22 protein-coding genes are annotated in these 22,325 nt (G+C 60.3%); 7 read left to right on the top strand and 15 right to left on the bottom strand.

The genetic code is table 11. The features are described from left to right. Nucleotides 1-109: 109 nt before the first annotated feature. From Q0C28_RS15850 to Q0C28_RS15835, 4 genes are all read right to left on the bottom strand, one after another. Nucleotides 110-640 (bottom strand): SDR family NAD(P)-dependent oxidoreductase, encoded by a 531-nt coding sequence (locus Q0C28_RS15850; protein ID WP_293577240.1) that lies wholly within the window; start codon nucleotides 638-640, stop codon nucleotides 110-112. Between the two features lie 12 nt (nucleotides 641-652). Next, nucleotides 653-1,213: a DUF1178 family protein gene (locus Q0C28_RS15845; RefSeq protein WP_293577239.1), complete on the bottom strand. Its 561-nt coding sequence runs from the start codon at nucleotides 1,211-1,213 to the stop codon at nucleotides 653-655. Between the two features lie 254 nt (nucleotides 1,214-1,467). Continuing rightward, on the bottom strand, nucleotides 1,468-2,256 hold the full coding sequence (locus tag Q0C28_RS15840) for an EcsC family protein (RefSeq protein WP_293577238.1): 789 nt from the start codon (nucleotides 2,254-2,256) through the stop codon (nucleotides 1,468-1,470). A gap of 121 nt (nucleotides 2,257-2,377) precedes the next feature. Next, complete coding sequence (locus tag Q0C28_RS15835; RefSeq protein ID WP_293577237.1) at nucleotides 2,378-3,049, bottom strand: GNAT family N-acetyltransferase; 672 nt, start codon at nucleotides 3,047-3,049, stop codon at nucleotides 2,378-2,380. 198 nt (nucleotides 3,050-3,247) lie between these two features. On the opposite strand from Q0C28_RS15835, the gene Q0C28_RS15830 reads away from it, so the two are divergent. Together Q0C28_RS15830 and Q0C28_RS15825 are read left to right on the top strand one after the other, a co-directional pair. Then, nucleotides 3,248-3,853 carry a flavin reductase family protein gene (locus tag Q0C28_RS15830; protein ID WP_293577236.1) on the top strand — a complete coding sequence of 202 codons (606 nt, stop codon included), beginning with the start codon at nucleotides 3,248-3,250 and terminating at the stop codon, nucleotides 3,851-3,853. 9 nt (nucleotides 3,854-3,862) lie between these two features. Next, the gene (locus tag Q0C28_RS15825; RefSeq protein ID WP_293577235.1) at nucleotides 3,863-4,504 is read left to right on the top strand and encodes a CatB-related O-acetyltransferase; all 642 of its coding nucleotides are present in this window, start codon (nucleotides 3,863-3,865) and stop codon (nucleotides 4,502-4,504) included. Between the two features lie 92 nt (nucleotides 4,505-4,596). Here Q0C28_RS15825 and Q0C28_RS15820 read toward each other — a convergent pair whose 3' ends face one another. Then, nucleotides 4,597-6,237 (bottom strand): SulP family inorganic anion transporter, encoded by a 1,641-nt coding sequence (locus tag Q0C28_RS15820; protein WP_293577234.1) that lies wholly within the window; start codon nucleotides 6,235-6,237, stop codon nucleotides 4,597-4,599. Between the two features lie 271 nt (nucleotides 6,238-6,508). On the opposite strand from Q0C28_RS15820, the gene Q0C28_RS15815 reads away from it, so the two are divergent. The 4 genes from Q0C28_RS15815 (at nucleotide 6,509) to Q0C28_RS15800 (ending at nucleotide 10,643) form a co-directional block, all read left to right on the top strand. Continuing rightward, complete coding sequence (locus Q0C28_RS15815; protein ID WP_293577233.1) at nucleotides 6,509-8,041, top strand: hypothetical protein; 1,533 nt, start codon at nucleotides 6,509-6,511, stop codon at nucleotides 8,039-8,041. Nucleotides 8,042-8,234: 193 nt separating this feature from the next. Next, the gene (locus Q0C28_RS15810) at nucleotides 8,235-9,095 is read left to right on the top strand and encodes an S-methyl-5'-thioadenosine phosphorylase (protein ID WP_293577241.1); all 861 of its coding nucleotides are present in this window, start codon (nucleotides 8,235-8,237) and stop codon (nucleotides 9,093-9,095) included. A 311-nt stretch (nucleotides 9,096-9,406) separates the two neighbouring features. After that, on the top strand, nucleotides 9,407-9,946 hold the full coding sequence (locus Q0C28_RS15805) for an adenine phosphoribosyltransferase (protein ID WP_293577232.1): 540 nt from the start codon (nucleotides 9,407-9,409) through the stop codon (nucleotides 9,944-9,946). Between the two features lie 220 nt (nucleotides 9,947-10,166). Further along, on the top strand, nucleotides 10,167-10,643 hold the full coding sequence (locus Q0C28_RS15800; protein ID WP_293577231.1) for a fasciclin domain-containing protein: 477 nt from the start codon (nucleotides 10,167-10,169) through the stop codon (nucleotides 10,641-10,643). Between the two features lie 318 nt (nucleotides 10,644-10,961). On the opposite strand, the gene Q0C28_RS15795 is transcribed toward Q0C28_RS15800, so the two are convergent. The 10 genes from Q0C28_RS15795 to coxB all read right to left on the bottom strand — a co-directional run bounded on the left by Q0C28_RS15795 (nucleotide 10,962) and on the right by coxB (nucleotide 20,239). Next, nucleotides 10,962-12,389 carry an FAD-binding oxidoreductase gene (locus tag Q0C28_RS15795; protein WP_293577230.1) on the bottom strand — a complete coding sequence of 476 codons (1,428 nt, stop codon included), beginning with the start codon at nucleotides 12,387-12,389 and terminating at the stop codon, nucleotides 10,962-10,964. A 105-nt stretch (nucleotides 12,390-12,494) separates the two neighbouring features. Next, nucleotides 12,495-13,085 (bottom strand): GNAT family protein, encoded by a 591-nt coding sequence (locus tag Q0C28_RS15790; protein WP_293577229.1) that lies wholly within the window; start codon nucleotides 13,083-13,085, stop codon nucleotides 12,495-12,497. After that, nucleotides 13,085-14,347, bottom strand: a complete 1,263-nt coding sequence (locus Q0C28_RS15785; RefSeq protein ID WP_293577228.1) for a pitrilysin family protein — start codon at nucleotides 14,345-14,347, stop codon at nucleotides 13,085-13,087. The genes Q0C28_RS15790 and Q0C28_RS15785 overlap by 1 nt, the downstream gene beginning before the upstream one ends. Continuing rightward, a complete protein-coding gene (gene thrC, locus Q0C28_RS15780) occupies nucleotides 14,344-15,732 on the bottom strand; it encodes a threonine synthase (protein WP_293577227.1) in 1,389 nt (462 codons plus the stop codon). Before thrC ends, Q0C28_RS15785 begins: the two co-directional genes overlap by 4 nt. 4 nt (nucleotides 15,733-15,736) lie before the next feature. Then, the gene (locus tag Q0C28_RS15775) at nucleotides 15,737-16,411 is read right to left on the bottom strand and encodes an SURF1 family protein (RefSeq protein ID WP_293577226.1); all 675 of its coding nucleotides are present in this window, start codon (nucleotides 16,409-16,411) and stop codon (nucleotides 15,737-15,739) included. Between the two features lie 192 nt (nucleotides 16,412-16,603). Beyond that, nucleotides 16,604-17,419 carry a cytochrome c oxidase subunit 3 gene (locus Q0C28_RS15770; protein WP_293577225.1) on the bottom strand — a complete coding sequence of 272 codons (816 nt, stop codon included), beginning with the start codon at nucleotides 17,417-17,419 and terminating at the stop codon, nucleotides 16,604-16,606. Between the two features lie 23 nt (nucleotides 17,420-17,442). After that, nucleotides 17,443-18,030 (bottom strand): cytochrome c oxidase assembly protein, encoded by a 588-nt coding sequence (locus Q0C28_RS15765; RefSeq protein WP_293577224.1) that lies wholly within the window; start codon nucleotides 18,028-18,030, stop codon nucleotides 17,443-17,445. Between the two features lie 4 nt (nucleotides 18,031-18,034). Next, nucleotides 18,035-18,211 carry a cytochrome C oxidase assembly protein gene (locus Q0C28_RS15760; RefSeq protein WP_293577222.1) on the bottom strand — a complete coding sequence of 59 codons (177 nt, stop codon included), beginning with the start codon at nucleotides 18,209-18,211 and terminating at the stop codon, nucleotides 18,035-18,037. Between the two features lies 1 nt (nucleotide 18,212). After that, nucleotides 18,213-19,154, bottom strand: coding sequence for a heme o synthase (cyoE, locus tag Q0C28_RS15755; RefSeq protein WP_293577220.1), 942 nt, complete (start codon nucleotides 19,152-19,154; stop codon nucleotides 18,213-18,215). 239 nt (nucleotides 19,155-19,393) lie between these two features. After that, nucleotides 19,394-20,239 carry a cytochrome c oxidase subunit II gene (coxB, locus tag Q0C28_RS15750; RefSeq protein ID WP_293577218.1) on the bottom strand — a complete coding sequence of 282 codons (846 nt, stop codon included), beginning with the start codon at nucleotides 20,237-20,239 and terminating at the stop codon, nucleotides 19,394-19,396. A 195-nt stretch (nucleotides 20,240-20,434) separates the two neighbouring features. On the opposite strand from coxB, the gene tldD reads away from it, so the two are divergent. Then, entirely contained in the window at nucleotides 20,435-21,856 is a 1,422-nt protein-coding gene (gene tldD / locus Q0C28_RS15745; RefSeq protein ID WP_293577217.1) for a metalloprotease TldD, read from the top strand. Nucleotides 21,857-22,325: the final 469 nt, after the last annotated feature.

Below are 22,325 nucleotides of genomic sequence, written 5' to 3'. Positions count from 1 at the left end.
CAAGCAATGATGAATACGAACAATACGTGTGACGACAAAAGTTGGGGGATTAGACCCACTAATCAACCCTAACCCATTGAAATAAAACCACCCGCCAAAAACAAGCACCTCAAATATAGTTCTGAAGTGTCGAACTTGGGCAGCCAGGATGATAGATCCCAACGGCGATGCCTTCGGGCAGGAGGTCCGTGGCAAGATTGCGGCCAATGTTCAGTGCCGCCGCTTTGGAGGCGCGATAGGCATAGCTGCCGCCGGGGGCGCGCGCGTGGCTCGCCATTTGCGACGACAGGATCGCGATCTTTGGAGCCTCGGCCAGCCGCAAATTCGGCAGCAACGCCTGCACGGTCAAAAACACCCCGGTGACATTGGCGGCAAGCGTTTTGCCCCAGACCTCGGCGGAGTAGTCTTCCATCGCCATCGCTTTATCGAGATAGACCCCAGCGTTGCACACCAAGAGATCCACGGGCTGGCCCTTCAGCTGGGCAGCAAACCGGGCTTGCTGACCGGGATCAGTCACATCCAGCCGCACCCCGGAGGAGTGATCCCGGGAGGTCCCCGTCACCTCCGCACCAGCGGCCTGATAGCGGTTGACCAATTCCCGCCCAATGCCCCGGCTGGTTCCCGTAATCACCACATGCATCAATATCGCCTTTCAATTGGTTTTTCTGTTGGGCAGAAACGGCAGCGGCACAACCGGCACGCCGTCCTCCAGCAGTGCTTTGGCTTCTTCTGGCTTGGCTTCACCATGGATGGGCCGCTCGGGGGCATCGCCCAGATGCATGGCCCGCGCTTCGCTGGCGAAATCCTTGCCCACATAATCGGAGCTTTTCTCAATCTGCTCGCGCAGTGTCTTCACCGCGTTCTCTAGGTCACTGGACGGGGCGCTCAACGCGCCCTGGCCGGGCGGTGTCTGCGGCTCAGCGCCAGAAGCGGGCATCGCGGGAGGCTGACCAGCTCGACCAGATGAACCGGCGGCTGCGCTCTGCGGCGTGGGTACAGGGGCTCGCTCAGGGCGTTCCGCTTCACCAATGCCGGAGACCGCTGTGCGGCCCGGACGCACGCGCGGGGCCATGATCGCTTTTTCAACCTTGTCAGATCCGCATACCGCACAGGCCACGTGACCGGCGGCTGCCAATTTGTCATAGGCCTCCGCCGACTGAAACCAGCTTTCGAAGCTGTGACCTTCGTTGCATTTTAAAGCGTATCGTATCATCGCGTAACTCTAATCCACTGTGGATGATTAAGCCTGTGCTCCCCAGAAGCGCAAGGGCGGAAATAGCCGCGGGTGGCCTCGCCCCCCCCCGCGACGCCAGATCGCGAAACCGCTGCGCCTACATCGCAGTGTGTTTCCTTATCTTCCATGGTCTTCCGTGGTCGTCCGTTGCCCGGCAACATAGCGCCCAACGCAACACAGCCCAGCAAAACAAAGCGGCGTTGGCACGGCAGATGCCTGGCGCGCCGCGGGTGTCACATGGTGCCAGGTTGACCCAAAAGGCGCTGTTGCAACCCCTGCAGCAACACATCATGGGGTTGATCCGCCGCAATCGCCAATCGACGCAGACCGAAGTGGACGCGCGCCATTTCCTGATAGTAGCCCGCATAAACGTAATTCGTGCTTGCCCCGGCCACCGCACCCAGAACCGGCACCGCCTGCGCCGCCAATTTCTGGCCCAACACCACGCTCAGCTTTGGTACCACCTGGGCGATCAGCTTTTGCAGCGCCGGACCGGTCAGCCCCAATCGCAGAGACAAAAACCCCAGATCCGCGCCGTCATCGCTGGCCAGCGGACCGGCAGCGGCAAAGACCTGGATACAATCAAACGAGGTGCCTTTGGCGCTGGGGTCGAACCCTTCCTCCACCGCCACACCTTCGATCGTGCGCAGCAGAAATGCGGTGGTGGTGGGCAGTTCCAGCAAGGCACTGGGCCATCCACCAAAACCACCAACCGCGCCCATGGCGGCGCTGACCGCGCGGTTGACCTGACTGGATTGATCCGGCACCCACCGCCGGGATCGGCTTGCCCCATCCATCGCCAATCGCAGCGCCTGATGCGTGGCGCCATGAAGCCCCTGCTGCACCGGCTGCGGCAAACGCTCCAGCAGGCTCTCGGCCGAGCCACCCAGCAGGTTCAAAATCTGCAACCCCATGCCACCCGCCGCACGATACCGCTGGGCCAGAGCGTCCAGCTCTGCCTCCACATCCAAAGCGGTCACCGGCTGCATGATCTCTGCATCGGGCAGCAAAATATCGGTCATCGGCGGGCGTCTCCTGCTGTGGCCCTTCTATACTGACATTTGGTCGCCCAGCGCTGTGTTCAAGGGAGCGCAGCGGGATGAGCAATCAAATTACAGGACCAAAGGCAGCTCACCAACCGGGTTAGGTCAGCGCCCGCGCCCCGCCTGCGCGTTCTTCTGCGGTCTCAACATCAGCGCTCCAGCGCAGCACCTGACCCCGCACATCAGCCCAGGCGCCAGGCTGCAGTTCCAGGCCCAGAACACGGTCCGGGTTGGTCGGCGGTGGCATTTCGACCCCGGCCAACAGGGTAAAGCCGAAGCGCGCATAATAGGGCGCATCACCCACCAACAGCACCCGACTCCAGCGGTCCTCGGCCGCTTTGGCCAGACTGTCGCGGATCAGGGCCCCACCAAGGCCTTCGCCCTGATGCGTTGGGTGCACCGCAACCGGCCCCAGCAGCAGCGCGGCGTGGCCAGCAGGTTGATGGGCCGGTGGTTGATTGGCCTGTGGTTGATGGGCCTGTGGTTGATGGCCCAGTGGCTTAGAGTTGGGCTGATCGCTCACATGACCGGGCGAACAACTGGCCGCCGCACCCTCATGATCTGCTTGCGCCACACGCACCGGCCAAAAGCGGATCGCACCAGCCAGAATGCCTGCTTCATCGCGGGCCACCTGGCTGAGACCTGCCACCGCAGGCACCCCGTCGCGCAGCCGATAGGACGACAGCGCCTCGCGACCCGGTGCAAAACACAGATCATAGAGCGCCTCGACCTCCCACCGGTCATCGGGCTGCTCTGGCTTCAATTCGATCACACCGCCCGGCCTCCACGCCGCTTGATATCTCCCCGTTGGACTGGCGCGTTGCGCCCGCGCGCCCGAAAAAGGCACAGTGGCGGCAAAACGTATCGCGCAGTCTGGTCATCCGCCTATCACGCACGTAAGCCTTGGGCAAACCCCGCGCAGATCCGCGGTCGGCAAAAGTCGCGCCGCGCAAATGACAGGAGATCTCTGATGTTCTACCGCCCTCAGGATGGCCACGGGCTGCCCCACAACCCGTTCAACGCAATCGTCACCCCCCGCCCCATCGGCTGGATTTCGTCACGCGCGGCGGATGGGACCAACAATCTGGCACCCTATTCCTTTTTCAACGCCGTGGCCTATGAACCGCCACAGGTGATGTTTGCCTCCACCAGCGCGAAGGACGACCAGGACGGCACCAAGGACAGCGTGGCCAATATTGCCGAAACCGGCGTGTTTTGCGTCAACGTTGTCTCCTATGCCCTGCGCGATGCCATGAACGCATCCTCCGCCGCACTTGGCAAAGAGGTCGATGAATTTGCCGCCGCAGGTTTGGAGGCGCAGGATTGCACCACCATCGATTGCGCCCGTGTGGCAGCGGCACCCGCCGCGTTGGAATGCCGACTGACCGAGATTGTCACCCTGCCCGGCGCCGCCAACAAAGTGGTCTTTGGCGAAGTGGTCGGCGTTCATATTGATGATGCCTGCCTGCGCGACGGTATCTTTGATGTCACCACATTCCAGCCGCTCGCGCGGCTTGGCTATCGCGACTACTCCGTGGTGACAGAGCTGTTCTCGCTCTCGCGCCCAGGAGACTGACAAAGCCCCATGCCCCTACCCGACCCCAATCTGCGCCACCCCATCATTCTGCCTGACGGGACGCCGCATGTCGGCACAGTCATGTTGTCCGAAGCGGTGTCGCACCCTAATTTCAGCATCGGGGCCTATACCTACGCCTCGGCCTTCGATCCGCCGCAGGATTGGGCCAGTCGGCTTGCGCCCTATCTGTTTCCCGGTGCGCGCGAACGGGTGATGATTGGCCGGTTCTGCCAGATCGCCGACAGCGTGCGCATCATCACCGCATCGGCCAATCACGCTCAGGACGGTCTCAGCTGTTATCCGTTCCCGGTCTTTGACCCAAGCCAGATGGCCGGGTTTCAGCCCGACACCCGCGATACGGTGATCGGCCATGATGTGTGGATCGGCTATGGCGCAATGATCCTGCCCGGCGCGCGCATCGGTGATGGCGCCATCATTGGCGCAGGCGCTGTGGTGCGCGGCAGCATCCCTCCCTATGCCATCGTGACCGGCAACCCCGCCAGCGTGATCCGGCACCGTTTTCCAAAACCGCAGATCGCGCGGTTGCTGACCCTGAAATGGTGGGATTGGCCAGCAGAGCTGATCGCGCGGGCAGAGCCTGCGATCCTGTCTGGTGATCTTGATATGCTGGAGGCGCTGGCCCCCGATTGATCATGGGGATGCCCGGCTCAACACGGACACCAAAAAGCAAAAAGCCCGCAGATCAGACATCTGCGGGCTTTTCTGTTTCCTGCTAACTCGGATCAGTGACTGCCGAGAACACCGGTGCGCACCGAATAATCGGTCGCCACCTGATAATCCGGGTCATCATCGCTATCGACCATAAGGTGGCCGGCCTTGGTCAGCAGCTGGTGACAATCGCGGCTCAGGTGGCGCAGAACGATGGATTTGCCTTCGCCCTCGTATTTGCCGGCAATCGCCTCAATCGCCTGCAGCGCCGACTGGTCCACCACGCGGCTGCGGGCAAAATCGACGATCACGCGGTCTGGATCCCCCGCAACATCGAACAGCTCGATAAACCCATCGGTTGAGCCAAAGAACAGCGGGCCTTCGATCTCATAGACTTTGGCGCCCTTGTCGCTTTCGGATTCGCGGGTATAGGCGTGAATGCGGCGTGCGTTGTTCCAGGCATAGGCCAGCGCCGACACGATGACGCCCACAACCACCGCAATCGCGAGGTCGGTCATCACCGTCACCACCGTCACCAGTACGATCACAAAAGCATCCATCGCGGGCACTTTCGTCATCACCTTGAAGCTGTTCCAGGCGAATGTGCCGATCACCACCATGAACATCACACCCACCAGTGCCGCCAGCGGGATCTGTTCGATCAGCGGCGAGGCCACAACGATGAACAACAACAGGAACAAGGCCGCAGCAATGCCTGCGATCCGGGTGCGTCCGCCGGATTTCACATTGATCATGGACTGGCCGATCATCGCACAGCCCCCCATGCCCCCAAAGAACCCGGTCACGATGTTGGAAGTACCCTGCGCAATGCACTCCTGGCTGGCGCCACCGCGTTTGCCGGTGATTTCCCCCACTAGGTTCAGGGTCAAAAGGCTCTCGATCAGGCCAATCGCCGCCAGGATCACCGCATAAGGCAGGATGATCTGCAGGGTCTCCAGCGTCATCGGCGCAAGCGCCGTGCCATAAAGCCCCTCACCCGTGCCAAACGGATTGTGGAAGCTCGGCAGACCGCCCTTGATCGAGGCCATGTCGCCCACGGTGGGCACGTTGATGCCAAAGGCAATCACCAATCCCGCAACAACACCGATACCCGCCAGCGGCGCCGGGATGACTGATGTGATCTTTGGCATACCCCAGATAATCAGCATGGTCAGCGCCACCAGCCCGAGCATCATGACCAGCTGCGGACCAGCAAGCCACATATCGGGGTTGGCCGGGTCCTTGAACTGGGTCAGCTGCGCCAGGAAGATCACAATCGCCAGACCATTCACAAAGCCCAGCATCACCGGATGCGGCACCAGCCGGATGAATTTACCCCAATGCATCACACCCGCGATGACCTGCAGAATGCCCATCAGCACCACGGTGGCAAACAGATACTCCACGCCGTGTTGCGCCACCAGCGCCACCATGACCACAGCCAGAGCCCCGGTCGCGCCCGAAATCATGCCGGGTCGCCCACCGATCACGGCCGTGATCAGCCCGACCAGAAACGCCGCATAAAGCCCGACCAGCGGATGCACCCCCGCCACAAAGGCAAAGGCCACCGCTTCCGGCACCAGCGCCAGAGCGACCGTCAGACCGGACAACAGCTCGGTGCGCACGCGCCCCACGGTGAAGCCTTCGTCCTGCATAATGGAGAGATTGGGCGGAGATATCTGCTTGGCGAGCGTCGCCATAATGCCGCGTGTCATAGATTTACCTGTCATCGGGGAATAGGTGCGTTGCCGCCGCCCTAGCGGAATTCCGCCATTGGGGCAAGGGCGCGCCCCCGCGCGGGCCACCATCCCTAGGGGCAAACCCTCGATAGGTCAGCCCTCCTGCCCAAATGTTTCGCACGCGAAACAATGCGACAGAACCGCTGACATTAAACTTAAGCGCTTGTTAATAGTGTCGCGCTCGCCCTGTCTTGATTTGCCGCTGTTTTCACGAAACAGTCGCGTCATTGCCCCCAAAGGATGTGACATGCAGCGATTTAAGAGCTGGGACGAGATTGAAAAGACCATTGAAGGTGGCCCAACGAAGGCGGAGAGGAAGCTTATCGAGCGTTTGAGAAGCGCTGAAGATCTCGTTTCGAATACTGAGCGAGATCTATCGACCGATGTAACATGGTCCGAAGTCATCGCTGGCAAATACGATGATAGACATATTCGTGCCACCGCTCTCAAAGCCATTTTGTTAAACTTCAGGTATGATCCTAGTGATCTCCAAACCCTTCGCATCGAGAGCTGTTTTATCAGTGGGCCACTTGACCTGTCGCATCAGATTGATTTGCCCAGCTTCCATGTCCGCAACTGCGTTTTTGAAAAAGGCTTCTCAGCTGAACGATCTACATGGCATAGGAGTCTAAGCATGATAGATTGCAGGTTTCCATTCCTGAATGCAGAGGCGTTAGACATTAAAGGCTCTCTGAACCTGGCTAGGTCACGATTTACGACAACCGACCAACCGGCACTCAATCTGCAGAGGGGCAAGGTCGGCGAGAGCGTCAAACTGAATCGTGTCGTCTGCGCCAATACAGCAAAACTCAACGGCCTAAAGGTTGGCTTCCAACTTAACTGCCGCAAGGCCAGTTTTTGTGGAACAGTTAATCCAGCTCTCAACTTACAAAATGCTCGCATCATGGGCGGTCTGGTTTTTCGCGATCTCCGCAAAGTAGAGGGTCGAGTCGTCCTTGCGGGAGCCTATGCGCGAGCCTTAGCTGACGACACTACGAGCTGGCCGGAAATCGTTGTGCTAAACGGCTTTACTTACGACAGGATAAGCAAGGGAAGCAAAGATGCTCAGACCCGGCTCGAATGGCTGTCAGGAGGCGATAGTTGGAACGGAGAGTTCCTCCCCCAACCCTACAGGCAGCTCGCAAAAGTGCTGGACGATATGGGGCACGAGGCCGATGCGCGAGAGGTGCTTTATGTTCTGGAAAAGAAACTGGGCGCAGAGCGGCGCAAAGCGCTATGCCAAGAGATCGAAACGCTGCGCGACACATCCCCTGTCCTTGGCCGACGCATTGTAAAATACCTTCTGCTCGGCGCAGATCATGCGATCGACTGGCTACAACGCGTCACCGTCGGATATGGGCGCAAACCCTTTCGCAGTATCGGCGTGCTTGCAGGCTTGATCCTCACATTCTGGATGCTGACCCTAGCGGCATGGCACACAGGCGGCTTTGCCCCCAACTCCAGCATCGTTCTGACCTCCCCCGACTGGGCGACCTATGACACGCGGAGCATCAGGCCCACGCCACGAAACCCGGCGGACCATTGGAGCGAGACAACCATTCCCGGCCGCGACTGGGAAAGCTTCTCTGCCATCGCCTACGCCGCAGATGTGGTGATCCCTATCATCGACTTCGGCCAGACCGACGCCTGGGCGCCCTCCACTACACGGGGGCCTGCTGGTGTGATCCTGTGGTGGGCGCGTTGGATATTCACGCTCTTTGGCTGGATTGTCACCGCCCTTGGCGCGGCGGCTTTGACGGGGATTATCCGCCGCGAGTGATCCCTGTATGTCATCTTTCCCCAAATACTCTCGCCGAAGGCATCCCAACCTGTCCTCATCTCCCTAGCCCCGGCGCAGTGCTAGTGGTTCTGGACTTCTGGCTCTGTGCTTGCCAACTGCGTCAATCATCGGCACAACCGGCTCAGCATCATCAGGAGGGCAGCGCGTGACCACTTCAATCTCTCGCGACACCATGATCGCCGTGATCGGCGGTTCGGGACTTTACGACATCGACGGTTTGCAGGACGCAAAATGGGTCTCGGTCGAGACACCCTGGGGCGCGCCTTCGGATCAGATCCTGACCGGCAAGCTGGATGGCGTGAAGATGGCCTTTCTGCCGCGGCACGGGCGCGGCCATGTGCATGCGCCAACCGATGTGCCCTACCGTGCCAATATTGACGCCTTGAAACGGCTGGGCGTGACCGATGTGTTTTCGATCTCCGCCTGCGGCTCCTTCCGCGAAAACATGGCGCCCGGCGATTTTGTCGTGGTCGATCAGTTCATCGATCGGACATTTGCCCGCGAGAAGAGCTTTTTTGGCAGCGGCTGCGTGGCGCATGTCAGCGTGGCGCACCCCACCTGCGAGCGCCTCTCCGATGCGGCCGAAACCGCGGCGCGGGACGCGGGCATCAATGTGCATCGCGGCGGCACCTATCTCTGTATGGAGGGGCCGCAGTTTTCATCGATGGCCGAAAGCAAAATGTACCGCAGCTGGGGCTGTGACGTGATCGGCATGACCAATATGCCGGAGGCGAAACTCGCCCGCGAAGCCGAGCTGTGCTATGCCTCTGTGGCAATGGTCACGGACTACGACAGCTGGCACCCGGATCATGGGGCTGTGGACATCACCGACATCATTGCAACGCTGCAGGGCAATTCCGCCAACGGACGCGAGTTGGTCCGCCGTTTGCCCGCGCTTTTGGGCAAAACCCGCGCCGATTGCCCCCATGGCTGCGACAAGGCGCTGGAATATGCGATCATGACCGCACCAGAAAAACGCGATCCAGCCCTGCTGGCGAAACTGGATGCGGTTGCGGGTCGGGTTCTGGGCTAAGCGCACGTGCGTTGTGGTGTTTGCAGTGTTCTGGACACCACAGCGCAAACGCAGCGGTACAGCTGGCTGAGCAATCTGGCTGAACAAGAATGGCCGCCTGATCCGAGTGACAGGCGCGCCAAATAGGTTCCCACCAAATAGGTTCCCAAAGGTCACATCTGCAAAAGAGCCGTGCAATCCGGCCTGCTTCCTCTTGCCCGACGCGGTCTGATGCGCCACACAGCACCCGCCCTTCTGACAGGGGCACGCCTCGGCCACATTGCCGATCCAACTGTCGACCAAACCGACAACCTAAGATGAGGGACGCCCCTATGGCCCGCAAAACCGCTGTCAAAGACTACATCCGCACCATCGTGGATTTCCCCCACGAAGGCATCATGTTCCGCGATGTCACCACTCTGTTTGCCGACCCACGCGGCTTTCGCATGGCCATCGACCAGATGCTGCACCCCTATGCGGGCGAGCGGATCGACAAGGTTGTCGGGCTCGAAGCCCGTGGTTTTATCCTGGGCGGCGCCATCGCGCACCAGCTGAGCGTGGGCTTTGTGCCGATCCGCAAAAAGGGCAAATTGCCCGGCACCACCATTAGCCAGGACTACAAGCTGGAATACGGCGAGGCGATCATGGAAATCCATGACGACGCGATCCAGCCTGGCGAGAAGGTCCTGGTCGTCGACGATCTGCTGGCGACAGGTGGCACCGCGGCCGCGGGCATCAAGCTGATCGAACGCCTGGGCGGAGAGATCATCTCCTGCGCCTTCATCATCGACCTGCCAGAGCTGGGCGGGCGCAAGGTGCTGGAAGATCTGGGCATGGATGTCACCGTTCTGTGTGAGTTCGAGGGCGCCTGATCAGGGCCCAGATCATACGTTATGGGGGCAGATCACACCAAAAGATCGCCCAAGTTATCACAAAAACGTGACTGGAATATCGCAGAGCGCGTGGCTTAGGCGGCGCGCTTTTTCTGTCAAGCGGCTCTGAGCGGAAAGTCCCCAGATCCAAAATGCAACATGGTCCGTAACCTTCGCGATGTCAGCTTCGACATCAGTCAAACGACAGAGGAAACATTCCATGATCCGCAAGACACTTCTGAGTGCCGCAGCAACTTTTGCCCTGGCGACATCGGCGTTTGCCGGCGGCCACGCAAAGGACATCGTCGACACAGCCGTCGGCGCAGGCGACTTTTCGACCTTGGTCGCAGCAGTGCAGGCCGCCGGTCTGGTTGACACCCTGAAGGGCGATGGCCCGTTCACCGTCTTTGCCCCAACTGACGCCGCCTTTGCCGCGCTGCCAGCTGGCACCGTCGAAGAGCTGCTGAAGCCGGAAAACAAAGATCAACTGGTTGCGATCCTGACCTACCACGTGGTTCCCGGCAAAGTGATGTCCGGCGATCTGGTTGACGACATGAAAGCCGCCACCGTCCAGGGCAGCGAAATCACCATCGATCTGGACAACGGTGTGATGATCGACGAAGCCAGCGTCGTCAGCGCCGACATCGAGGCTGACAATGGCGTCATCCACGTCATCGACAAGGTGATCATGCCCTGATCAGAACGCGTTGATCAGCAGGGTCTGATCAATACCGTTTGATCCAATCCGCTGCCACAACCGCGCCCGAGGATTGTGGCAGAGCGCTGGACCGTACACTTGGATGGTCGATCCGCAATCAGCAGATCCCACCCCAGTGTCTGTGCCAGCCGTCCCGACAGCAGCGTGTTTTTGCTGTCGGGTTCGTTTCGCGGCAACGCCCTGTGGCGCCCCTCTCCCCCTTTTGCGCCCTTGTCCATTGTCGCTGCATGTCGGCATGCATATCCAGCGTGCTGGCATGCAAAATTAGCGATGTCCTGTCAGGCAAGGACGCCGGTGTTAGGAGTCTGCCAGCGGGACAACTGCGCCGGGGTTCATGATCCCATGAGGATCAAGCGCCGCTTTGATCGCGCGCATCGCGGCCAATTTGGTCGGATCCCCATAGCGCTGCAGATCCGCGACCTTCAGACGCCCCACCCCGTGTTCAGCACTGACAGAGCCGCCCATCTCATGGGTGAGATCATGCACGATCCGTTTCACCTGTGGCCGCAGATGTTCGTAGTCCGCGCGGGATTTCCCGGCGGCGGGAAAGACATTGTAGTGGAGGTTCCCATCACCCAGATGGCCGAAGGAATTGATCCGCATATCTCCAAGCTGCGCGAGGCGCTTGCCGCCCTCGACGATGAACGCCGGGATTGCGGAAATCGGGATGGAAATATCGTGGCTGGAGACTGACCCGATGCGCCGGTTGGCTTCTGGGATATGTTCGCGCACCGACCACAGGGCCTGGCGCTGCGTCTCGGACTGGGCAATCACCCCATCCGCGCTGAGCCCGGCCTGCAATGCGGTTTCAAACAGTTCGGTCAGGGCCTCCTGCGGTGAACGACCACGGGGCAGGCCCAGATCGATCAGCACGCACCACTCTGGCAGTTCCTGCATAGGAAAGCGGATGTCCGGCACTTTTTCCTGCAGGAACTCCAGACCTTGGCGATGGATCAGTTCAAAGGCGCTGATGCTCTCCCCCAGTTGGTCGCGGGCGAGGCTCAGCAGATCAATCGCGGCCTGCGGCGACGCCACGGTCAACAGGGCAGCCCCCTGCTCTGCGGGCCGCGCAAACAGTTTGAGCGACGCGGCTGTGATAATGCCCAAGGTGCCCTCTGCGCCGATCAGAAGATTGCGCAGATCATAGCCTGTGTTGTCCTTGCGCAGGCGGTTCAGCCCCCGCCAAATGTCACCATTCGGCAGCACCGCCTCCACCCCGAGGCAGAGATCGCGGGCGTTTCCATAGCGCAAGACATTCACCCCGCCTGCATTGGTCGCAAGCGTGCCCCCGATCCGGGCGGAGCCTTCGGCGGCCAGCGACAGCGGAAACAGACGGCCTGCGTCCTCTGCCGCGCGCTGCACATCCGCCAGGATCATCCCGGCCTCGACCATCAGTACGTTTTCTGCCGGAAAGACCCCCCTGAGACCCGACAGTCGCTCCATCGAAATCACCAGCGGTGCGGGGCCCTCTCCCTCCATGATCTGACCACCCACAAGACCGGTGCCGCCGCCATAGGGCACCACCGCGACCCGCGCCTCATGGGCGGCGCGCACAAGGGTTGCGACCTCTTCGGTGGTGCGGGGCATGGCGACCGCCCCGGCGCGTCCAGAATAACGCCCGCGCGGCTCTTCCAGATGGCGGCTCTCTGCCGGGCGCAAGGTGCCTTCCGGCAGGCTCTGGCGCAGCTGGTCCAGAAAAGCGGTGTCAGCCGGGTTCAATGTCATGGCAGATCATCCCATCCCTAATATGCAGGCCGTATATGCGGGCCTCCCATGCAGGTCAGCAATCGCCTGCGCGGCGTGGCCAGCCTGCCCTTCGTTGGGTCGCGATCAGGCCTGGCCAACCTGTGTGCGCCCACGCCGATCATGGCGCAATGATGCATATAGAACATGTGTCCGCCAGCGCCCGTTGATTTGCAGATATGATTGCGCAACGCCCTCATATTTGAAACCGGCACTCTCCAGCAAACCACGCGAGGCGGCGTTTTCGGGCAGGCAGGCGGCCTCGATGCGGGACAAATCCAATTTGGTGAAAGCATGATGCACCACCGCGCCAATGGCCTCGCGCATATAGCCGTTGCGGGCAAAAGGCTCCCCCGTCCAATACCCAAGCGTGCCTGCCTGGGCAGGACCCCGGCGGATATTGTCGAGCGTGATGGCGCCCAAGATCGCCTGATCCGCCCGGCGGATCAGAAACAACGGCAAGGCAGAACCCGAGCTGACAGAGCGGCGCGCCCAATAGACCCGGTTGGTAAAGCTCTTACGGCTGAGATGATCGGCGGCCCAGACCGGCTCCCACGGGGTCAGATAGTCGCGACTATGCTGGCGCAGGGCAGACCATTCGCGAAAATCAGCATGAACCGGCGGCCGCAGAGTCATCCGCTCGGTTTCAATGCGTACCTTGCGTCCGGTCAGCAACATCAGGCCGCGCGCCTCTCCTTCAAGGCGTCCAGACCGGCCGCACTGCCAACAGGGCCATATAGCGCAAGCGCCATTGGGGCCTGATGGGCCATCGTCTCTGCCATTGCACGCACATCCGCGGTGGTCACCGCATCAATCCGCGCCACCGTATCTTCGAGCGGCGGCACCCGGTCCCAGATCTGCACCAGCCGGGCCAGACGTTCAGCGCGATTGGTTGGGCTTTCGAGGCCCATCAGCATACCCGCCTTCATCTGCGCGCGGGCGCGGTCCACCTCTGCGTCGCTCATGTCTTCTGCGGCGCGCTTCATCTCGTCGATGGTGATTTGCGCCAGTTCCTGCAGCTGCGCCCCGGAGGTGCCCGCATAAAGCGTCAGCGCACCGGTATCGGCATAGGCCCCCGTCTGTGCAAAAATCGTGTAGCAGAGCCCGCGTTTTTCACGGACCTCCTGGAACAGGCGGCTGGACATGCCCCCGCCCAGGGCGCTGGAATAGATCTGCGCGGTATAGATATCGAGATCGCGGTATCCCGGCCCTTCGAAGGCCAAGGCAAAATGGGCCTGCTCCAACGCTTTTTCCTGCCGTGCCTCACCGCCGGTGAACCGTGCAGGCGCCACGACGGCGGTCGGTTTTGGCGCGAGGTCCCCAAACAGCTGCTCCGCGAGGGTCACGATGGCATCGTGATCGACCGCGCCGGAGGCCGCCAGAATCATCTGACCCGGGCCATAGTGCTCTGCCACAAACCGCTGCAGGTCTTCTTTGCCGAAGCTTTGCACCCGCTCTGCCGGACCCAGAATGGTGCGTCCGATGGGTTGGTCGTGATAGCTTTCTTCCTGCAGCCAGTCGAAAATCACATCATCCGGTGTATCAAGTGCCTGCCCGATTTCCTGCAGGATCACGCCGCGTTCGATTTCGATCTCGCGTTCGTCAAACACCGGGTTCAGCACAATATCGGCCACCACATCCAGCGCCAGCGCCACATCTTCCTTCAGCACCCGCGCGTAGTAGGCCGTGACTTCGCGGCTGGTGTAGGCGTTGATATAGCCACCGACATCTTCGATGGCTTCGGCGATCTGCAGCGCACTGCGCCGTTTGGTGCCCTTGAACGCCATATGCTCCAGAAAATGGGCAATGCCGTTCTGTTCGATCCGCTCATGGCGCCCGCCTGCGTTCACCCAGAGGCCGATGGCAGCAGATTGCAGCCCCGGCATGCTTTCGGTGACGATGCGGAAGCCATTGGCGAGTTGGTGCTGTTGAACTGTCAATGCGCGATCTGCTCTCTGATGTGACGTTCGAGTGTGTCCAGATCATTTGCGATCCGTGTCACCCGTTCCGACTTGTCATATAGATCTGCCATCCGCGGGGGAAGAGGCGGATGCACATCGCTGGCGGCTTCGACCGCGGCGGGGAATTTCGCCGGATGGGCGGTGGCCAATGTCACCATGGGCACAGCTGGATCGCGAAGCTCATTGGCGACTTTGACGCCAATTGCGCTGTGCGGGCAAAGCAGCTCGCCAGAGGCCTTGTGTTCAGATGCAATGGTGGCGGAGGTTTCTGCCTCCGAGCAGCGGCCCGACGCATAGTGATCGCGCAGTGCTTCCATCGCGCCCTGGCTGACCTCAAAACCACCTGTTTTCAATTCGTCCATCAGCTGCGACACGGCCGCGCCATCGCGATCATAGGCATAAAACAGCGCGCGTTCGAAGTTGGAGGAGACCTGAATATCCATGGAGGGCGAGATAGAGGGGATGGTCTCGCCCTTGTGGTATCCTTGGCCCGACAGGCAGCGGTGCAGAATATCGTTCTGGTTGGTCGCAACCACCAGCTTGTCCACCGGCAGCCCCATCTGTTTGGCGATGAAGCCTGCAAAGATATCGCCGAAATTGCCGGTTGGCACGGTGAAGCTCACCTTGCGGTCCGGCGCCCCGAGGGAGACCGCAGCAAAGAAGTAGTAAACCACCTGCGCCAAAACCCGCGCAAAGTTGATCGAGTTGACCCCCGCCAGTTTGACGTCATCGCGGAATTCAAAGTCGTTGAACATGTCCTTGAGCGCGGCCTGACAATCATCAAAGTCGCCATCCACGGCAAGCGCGTGCACATTGCTGTCGGTCGGGGTGGTCATCTGGCGGCGCTGCACCTCGGAGACGCGGCCATGCGGATAAAGGATGAAGACATTGACCGCATCCAGCCCGCCAAAGGCCTGGATCGCTGCCGATCCGGTATCACCAGAGGTTGCCCCGACGATGGTCACACTGTCGCCCCGACGCTTCAGCGCGGTTTCAAACAGCTGGCCAATCAGCTGCATGGCGAAATCCTTGAACGCCAGGGTCGGGCCGTGAAACAGCTCCATCAGGAAATGGTTGGGCGCCAGCTGCACCATCGGCGCGCGAGCCGCGTGGCCAAAGCTGGCGTAGGCGCGATCAATGATGCCGCGGAACTCTGCCTCGGTGAAACACTCGCCCACGAAGGGCCACATCACACGGAACGCGACCTCTTCATAGGATTGGCCTGCAAGGGCGGCGATGTCATCGCGCGACAGGGTTGGGATCTCCGCCGGCACATATAGCCCGCCGTCGCGGGCCAATCCGGTCAGCATCGCCTCTTCAAAGGTCAGCTCGGGCGCCTTGCCCCGGGTTGAAATATATTTCATCGGTTCAGCCTTCGGATTTTGGGCGCGCGCGCCACAGGAAATAAACGGTCATCGCGGCCCAGATCACGGCCAGCGAAAACCAGGTTATCGCATATTGCAGATGATTGTTCTTGATACCCACGGTGGTGACCGGTTGTGGCCGGATGTCCGTCTGCGCAGAGGTGTCCCGCACCACCAGCAACAGCGGTTCGGTCTCAAGCGTCTGCGCCATCAGCGCCAGATCGCGGGCATAGAAGATATTGCCGTCCAGATCGGCGGGGGGTGTGCTCCAGTCCACTTCATCGGGCCAGAGCAGATTGCCGCGGACGGTGACAGCGCCTGCCGCGCGCTCTGCGTCTTTGTCGGCGGCTGGAACAAAGCCACGGTCCAGCAGCAGGCGGCGCCCCTCCGGTGTTACCAGAGGCGCGATCACCCGGTAGCCTGTTTCCGCCTCTTTGGTGACCCAGAAAACATGCAATTCGCGCGGCTCCAGCGTGCCTGACACAGTCACGGCGCGGTATCTGTCGCGATCTTGTTCGGGTGCGGCTGGGAGCGCGGCGGGCGCAGCAGCAAGGCGGGTTTCGATCGTCGCCAGCAAGGCTTCTTTCCACTCCAGGCGCTGGACCTGCCAGACACCGAGGCCCACGAGAGCCGCAAGGCCCAGCCCGCCGACACCGGATAGAAAGTTCAACCGCCGCATTGCTTTGTCCTTACCAAAGAGACAGCGCGCGAAGCCGGGCTCCGCGCGCTGCATGTCTTACGGTGTCAGGTCGGGATTCGGAACCACAAACCTGTACCCCTTACAATTCGTCCCCTTTGTGGCTGAGCCAACTGCCGAACCTCCGGGCAATTGACCCAACAGTGTTCTGGGGGGCCGAACCGTCAGGGCGCCTTAGCCACCCAGGCCAGCGGTGCCCCAGATGTAGACCGCCACGAAGAGGAACAGCCACACCACGTCAACGAAGTGCCAGTACCAGGCTGCGGCCTCGAAACCGACGTGCTGTTTCGGGGTGAAGTCACCCTTCATTGCGCGCACCAAGCAGACGGTGAGGAAGATGGTGCCGATGATCACGTGGAAGCCGTGGAAACCAGTGGCCATGAAGAAGTTCGAGTAGAACTCATCACCGCCGAACTGCCAGCCTTCGTGCAGCAGGTGGTAGTATTCATAGGCCTGCAGCGCGGTGAAGAACACGCCAAGACCGATGCCCCAGGCCAGACCCTGCACCAACGCCTTGCGGTCATTGTTGTGCACCAGCGCGTGGTGCGCCCAGGTCACGGCACAGCCGGACAGCAGCAGAACCAGAGTGTTGATCAGCGGCAGGTGGAACGCATCGACCGGATAGATCGCAGGCGCCACATATTCAGTGCCGACATATGTCTCCATCGGATAGATCGCGTGTTTGAAGAACGACCAGAACCAAGCGAAGAAGAACATGACTTCGGACATCACAAACAGGATGAAGCCGTAGCGCAGGCCGATGCGAACAACAGGCGTGTGATCGCCCTGGCGTGCTTCGGCGACCACTTCGGCCCACCAGGCATAGGCGCTGTAAAGCACCATGACAAAGCCGCCCCAGAAGGCCCAGGCCGTGACACCGTGCATCCACAGCACAGCGCCAAACAGCATGATGAAGACGCCTACCGAGCTGAGCAGCGGCCAGATCGATGGCGGAAGAATATGATAGTCGTGGTTTTTTGCGTGCGCCATTTCAGTGTCCCTCACCTAGCGGCCTAGTTCGTGATTGTGTCTGCGTCGGTGGTATCACCTGTTTCGAGGGCGGCATAGCCTTCGGGCAGATCAATTTCATAGAATGTATAAGACAGGGTAATCGTGTGAATGAATTTCCCGTCCCGGTCATCGACGATCTCGGGATCGACGTAGAAGGTGACAGGCATTTCAACCCGCTCACCCGGTTGCAAAACCTGCTCTTCGAAGCAGAAGCAGGCAATTTTCTCAAAGAAGTAACCAGCCTGATAGGGCGTCACATTGTAGGACGCCTGCCCGGCCACTGGTTTGTCTGTTGGGTTGTAAGCCTCGTAGAAGGCCAAGCCGGTTTCACCGATCCGCACCGTCATTTCCCGTTCGATCGGGCGGAATTCCCATGGCATGTCACGGGCCTTGGACGCGTCGAAGCGCACCGTGATGGTTTGGTCCAGGATGGTGTCAGATTCCGACTCGGCCACGCCAGTGACGCCACCAAAGCCCGTCACCCGACAGAACCAATCGTAAAATGGCACCGAGGCCCAGGACAGGCCGCCCATCAGGACGACGACGCCAACCAGTTGCAAAACAGTCTTTCTTGGTCCGTTCATTGCCATAGTATCAGCCCTCTGTCTGCTGGCTATCTGCCGAAGAATTGGGGAATTTGAAGCCGCTGGATGTGACCTTCACCATGGTCAGGGCCAGGATCAGCACCACGAAGGAGGCCAGCAGCACGCCGACGCCAAGATTACGGCCTTTGCGGCGATGGTGCAGTTCATGTTCTTTGCGCAGGCTCATATCACCAGCCCCCCAAACCATAAGGTTTCAAAACGGCTTCGAAGAGAATCGCGCCAAAATGCAGGAAGAGATAGAGCAGCGACAGTTTGAAGAAGCTGCGTTCCACCTTGAAGTTGTCCGCCTCGCAGGCGACCTCATCGCGGCGCCAGATTTTCCAGGCGCCCTGCAGGAACAGGGCATTCAGGACCAGTGCCGTCGCCAGGTAAAGCGCTCCGCCGATGGATGAAAACCCGGTGCCCACCGCCAGCAGCGCCAGCAGAATGGTGTAGACCAGAATATGCTTGCGCGTGGATGGGCGGCCGTGGGTGACAGTTAGCATGGGCACACCGGCATCATCGTAGTCGGAGCGCATGAACAGAGCGAGCGCCCAGAAATGCGGCGGCGTCCACATGAAGGTCAGCGCGAACATCAACCACGGCTCGATCGTCATGGAACCGGTGGCCGCGACCCAACCGATCACCGGGGGGAAGGCACCAGCCGCACCACCGATCACGATGTTCTGCGGCGTCAGACGTTTCAGCCACATGGTGTAGACCACCACATAGAAGAAGATGGTGAAGGCCAGCCAGGCGCCTGCCATGATGTTGGTGGCCAGCGCCAGCATGATCACGGAAAGGCCGGACAGTGCCAGACCCAGTGACAGCGCCTCGCCACCGTCCACCTTGCCCGCGGGAATCGGGCGCTTGCGGGTGCGGACCATCACCTTGTCGATATCTGCGTCCCACCACATATTCAGCGCGCCGGACGCGCCGCCACCGATGGCGATGAACAAGATGGCGCAGAAGCCGATGACCGGATGGACAGACACAGGTGCCGCCAACAGACCGACAAGCGCGGTGAACACAACCAGTGACATCACCCGTGGTTTCAGCAGGGCGAAATAATCGCCGAACTCTGCATCACCGCTCTGGGCTGTGCTGGCATTTATGCTTGCGTCGGTCATGTGTCTTGAACTCTCTCGTCAGCTACGGGCGCGTGGAGCACGGGCACGTCAGAAAGGGGTGTTTTCTCTAAGACGTCGGACACACGGATGCGCCCGACGTTTATTTTGTGGTTGGTTCCCTGCGACTGGCGCCTTGCGCCGACTTTGCCCACCCTAACGCCAATCCCTGAAGGGTCGCGTTTCACAGTGTGGGCTTTGCCGCTGGGACCACCCTAGATAGCTGCCGCCGTGGGCTGCGATCAGTTCGCGGCCACCTGGAAGCTGCGCGGTGTACCGGCGAATTCCTCAATCGCGCCGTCCAACCATGCCTCATATTCGGCAGGTGTCACAACTTTGACAGTGATCGGCATGTAGGCGTGGTCCTTACCGCACAGCTCGGAGCACTGGCCAAAGTAGACGCCTTCACGACCTTCTTCGACCTTGAACCACAACTCAGCCAGACGACCTGGTACCGCGTCCTGCTTCACGCCGAAGGAGGGGATGGTCCAGGAGTGGATCACGTCCGCACCGGTCACCTGCATCACAACCACCTTGCCCGAGGGCACGACAACTGCAGTGTCGGTGGCCAGCAGATATTCGTCCTGTGCGTAGCCGTTTGCTTCCAGCTGGTCGCGGGGCAGCATGTAGCTTTCAAAGCCGAACTCGTGGTCGGTATACTCATACCCCCAGTACCACTGGTATCCGGTGACCTTGATGTTGATGTCGCCTTCTGGGATTTCCTGCTGGCGGAACAGCTCTGGCAGGGAGAAGGACCCGATGAACACCAGGATCAGAATCGGCACCACGGTCCACGCGATTTCGATCGGCGTGTTGTGTGTGAAAGAAGCCGGTGTTGGGTTGGCGCGACGGTTGAAGCGCACGATTGCATAGAGCAACAGCCCGCCAACGAATACGCAAACAGCGGTGATGATCAGAAGGATCATGTAATCGAGAGTGTGGATGCCTTCTGCAAGCTCAGTCGCTGCAGGCTGGAATCCAAGGTTGCCGTCGGTCGGCTTACCAATGGTTTCCAGACCTTCTTGCGCGATGGCTGGAAGGCTCGATAGGCCTGCGAAAAGGCCGGAAAGCATCAAAGCGTTCTTCATGTTATGTCCTGATCGGTTGATCGAGTTGTTCCTACTCCGGTGGTTATAAGCGAAATGTATTGCGATTCCACAAAACGCACCGAACCCGTTGTCTTTGACGCTGCTAAAAATCATATTCCATCGTACAGTTAAAGAGGGATGCTCGCGTCAAAGCGTCGCTTTCTTGATTTAAATCAAAAAACCAAGGTGAAAGTCATGGATACCGAGACGTTCCGCCCCTTCGAAACCACCCTGCCCGAGACCGAAGCACTCGCGGTGTTGAAACAGGCACTTGCCGGGGCCGATGATGGCGAGATTTTTGTGGAACGCCGCAAATCAGAGGCATTGGTTTTTGACGATGGGCGGCTGCGCAATGCCAGCTATGATGCGGCCGAGGGCTTTGGTCTGCGGGCGATCAACGGCGAGGTGGCCGGGTATGCTCATTCCACGGACCTGTCGATTTCAGCGCTGAAACGCGCGGCCGAAACCGCGCGGCTCGCTGTGGGCGACGGCGGCGGCACCATGGCGCCAGCCCCCAAAGCCACCAACACGCATCTTTATACCGATGATGACCCCTTCGGTGCCATGCCGTTTGCGGTGAAGATCGAAACACTGCGCGAGATCGACGCCTTTGCCCGCGATCTAGATTCGCGGGTGGTGCAAGTGTCCGCCATGTTGGCCGCCTCTCTGCAAGAGGTGGATATTCTGCGTGCCGATGGCAGCCGGGTGCGGGATGTGCGCCCGATGACACGGTTGAATGTCTCGGTGATCGTCGAACAGGACGGGCGCCGCGAAAGCGGCAGCGCTGGTGGCGGTGGCCGGGTCAAACTGGATGGTCTGGTCGACCCGGCAGACTGGCAGGACAAGGTGCGCGAAGCGCTGCGCATCGCCTGTGTCAACCTGGAGGCCGTGCCTGCCCCCGCCGGTGAAATGGACGTTGTGCTTGGGCCAGGCTGGCCCGGCATCCTGTTGCATGAGGCCATCGGCCATGGCCTGGAGGGGGATTTCAACCGCAAGGGATCCTCGGCTTTTGCCGGGCTGATGGGCAAACAGATCGCGGCCAAAGGTGTGACGGTCCTGGACGACGGCACCCTGCCTGACCGGCGCGGCTCCATCACCGTTGATGACGAAGGCACGCCCAGCCAGAAAACCACGCTGATCGAAGATGGCGTGCTTGTCGGCTTTATGCAGGACCGCCAAAACGCGCGCCTGATGGGTGTCGACAGCACCGGCAACGGCCGCCGCGAAAGCTATGCCCACGCACCGATGCCGCGGATGACCAACACATATATGTTGGGCGGAGAGGCGAACCCGGAAGATCTGGTCGCCTCCATCAAGGATGGGATCTGGGCGGTCGGCTTTGGTGGCGGACAGGTTGACATCACCAATGGCAAGTTCGTGTTCTCCTGCACCGAAGCCTATCGCGTCAAAGACGGTAAAATCGGCGCACCGGTAAAAGGTGCCACCCTGATTGGCGATGGCGCCACCGCGCTGAACCAGATTCGCGCCCTCGGCAACGACATGGCGCTGGACCCCGGCATGGGCAATTGCGGCAAACAGGGGCAATGGGTGCCTGTCGGCGTTGGCCAGCCCAGCGTTTTGATGGGCGGATTGACCGTAGGTGGCTCGGCCACCTGACCTGCCCTAGCGATTCTGCCCCTGCCCTGCGTCCCAAAAGACGCGGGGCAGCGGCCTGTTGGGCGTGATTTTGGCGCGAGTCGCCGCGAGCATGATCAACGGCAGCAAAACTCAGATCGTCACCCACAGGTCGAGTCGCTCCAAATATGCACAATCTGCGCCCTCCGGACACGACAATGCGACAGGGCCCGGATCGCCCCGCAGCATGGCGATCAAAAATACGCACAAAACCGCGAGAATTTATATCGAGAGTCCAAAGGGTTGGATTTTATTTAGCGAAAAGCTTGTTTCAAATTGCCCACGTTCACCAACTGTTAACCACCAAAGAGTTATACTTAGCGTCATCGAACTTCCGAGTTTTGATGAGTTGACGTCATGCGTGAAAACGGTTCAGTTAGGCTCATGATCCGCCCCGGTTTTCTTACCCCTTCAGAGCGTCGAGAGCTTGAGGCTTGCGTGCGCAGTCATC

This window comes from Phaeobacter sp., assembly GCF_022825805.1.
Taxonomy (GTDB): Bacteria; Pseudomonadota; Alphaproteobacteria; order Rhodobacterales; family Rhodobacteraceae; genus Phaeobacter.
This window is presented reverse-complemented; position numbering and strand designations above follow the sequence as displayed.